General features: G+C 32.0%; 2 protein-coding genes. Both read right to left on the bottom strand.

Features of this window, described 5'->3' with window-relative positions:
• Positions 1–638: 638 nt before the first annotated feature.
• A complete protein-coding gene (locus ACH2AZ_RS12380; protein WP_394908090.1) occupies positions 639–836 on the bottom strand; it encodes a type II toxin-antitoxin system RelE/ParE family toxin in 198 nt (65 codons plus the stop codon).
• A gap of 2 nt (positions 837–838) precedes the next feature.
• Positions 839–1075 (bottom strand): hypothetical protein, encoded by a 237-nt coding sequence (locus ACH2AZ_RS12375; protein WP_394908089.1) that lies wholly within the window; start codon positions 1073–1075, stop codon positions 839–841.
• Positions 1076–1682: the final 607 nt, after the last annotated feature.

Raw genomic sequence — 1682 nt, 5'->3', positions numbered from 1 at the left:
ACGCAAAACACAAGTTATACTGAAGAAAAAGATTGCAAAGCCCTGCTTTGAAACGCTTTTTGAATTGGGCTGCTGGATATTTCTGTTATTGAATTCAAATAAATATAAAAGGTACTGCCAATTTTATACGCTATTTTCGATAGGCCGTTTTGAAAAGTAGTTATAATTACTCCTTTTGTAAAATAACCTACCTTGTCATGTCGAGTTTCGGATTTTTGGTGGTAAACCAAAAATGCGAAGTATCGAGACACAGTCGAAAAGTAGCGAATTTATCTTTTGGTTCGTTTTTGATCAAGCAAAAATGAACAGAAAGAATTTGTAGTATTTTGTTGGAAACAGGATTTTGATTGGGAATGAAGGGTTTATTTTTTAGCTGATCTAGGAATTGAAAATGTAAGCAATTGATTGAAATGGGAAAAAAAGAATAATGGCATCCACTACTGTGGGCCCAAATTTTACCGGCCACACAGGTTGCCCCGATTTTTCATTGGGGAACGCTTAGTTATTGACAGTAGTACTTTATTTTTCAATCCGGTTTTCATCATTCATTTTAGTCGGATTCTGTCGTGTGTCAAAGACATCATTAATTATAATTTCATTATCTACAATTCTGTAAATAAGTTTATAATGTCCACTTACTAAATATCTATATTTTTATTTAGAATTGTCAAATTTGGTTCAATTGGACCAGAATTCGGATTTTTTAATAGTTGTTTCGAGGATTTAAGTATTTGTTTTCTGATTTTATGGGCAAGTTTTTTATTTACTTCAATTGCATAATAATCAAAAATGTCTTTTAAATTTTTGATAGCAAAATCAGTCCAAACTATTTTCATCGTTACCAATTTGCTGATATTCTCTCCAAATCTTCTTGACTTTTTACATTTCCATTTTTGAAATCCAATTCAGATTTTTCAATTCGATTTAGTAATTCCTCGACAGTAAATGGTTTTAATTCAGGATTGTGTTCAATCTCTCTTTTTAAAATATAATTTTCCAATTTTTCAAATAATATCTCGTCCTTAATTTGGGCTAGATAAGTAATTAAATTGAGTTTTCGAGTTTGTAAATCCATAATTCGTGTATTTAATCAAAAATACAATTTTTTTACTAAATGTTTATTTGAAAAACGATTTTCTTGTATTACTGCCAACTCGCTATAATAACCCAAATATACACTTTCAAAACAATTTAGTACTGGTTAAAGTCTAACTCGGTTATTAGGGATAAAATCTGGAAGGGTCCCATTCCCCCGTTGAAGCTGAAAGGCAAAGATTTCCAATCGGTCTCAAACAGCCTAAAATTTTCAACGCTTACTGCACTGCCAATTTTACGCACTATTTTCGATAGGCCGGTTTGAATGGTAGTTATAATTACTCCTTTTGTAAAATAACCTACCTTGTCATACCGAGTTTCGCATTTTTGGTGGTAAACCAAAAATGCGAAGTATCGAGATCCCGAATACTCGGGACTACTGGGTAGCGAAATAGCGATTTTTTTAAAACTCTATTATTATACATTACTAATCGAAAACTAAAAGTACCCATTTCTTAACTCTCTACTTTTTTCCATCGCCGAAAAAAGTAGTAAAAAAGTCTAGGCTTACGAAACTAGCGCTAAATTGTATGTTTGCAAGCTAAATTTTAGGAACTCACCCGATTTCCAATCGGTCTCAAACAAGC

It is taken from the genome of uncultured Mesonia sp. (assembly GCA_947499595.1).
Taxonomy (GTDB): domain Bacteria; phylum Bacteroidota; class Bacteroidia; order Flavobacteriales; family Flavobacteriaceae; genus Mesonia; species Mesonia sediminis.
Note: the sequence above shows the minus strand (reverse complement) of the source record. Positions and strands in the feature narration are given on the sequence as shown.

What these genes read in the sequence shown, in the direction of transcription:
- ACH2AZ_RS12380 (WP_394908090.1), bottom strand. Translation starts at nt 836, where the DNA reads ATGAAAATAGTTTGGACTGATTTTGCTATCAAAAATTTAAAAGACATT.
- ACH2AZ_RS12375 (WP_394908089.1), bottom strand. Translation starts at nt 1,075, where the DNA reads ATGGATTTACAAACTCGAAAACTCAATTTAATTACTTATCTAGCCCAA.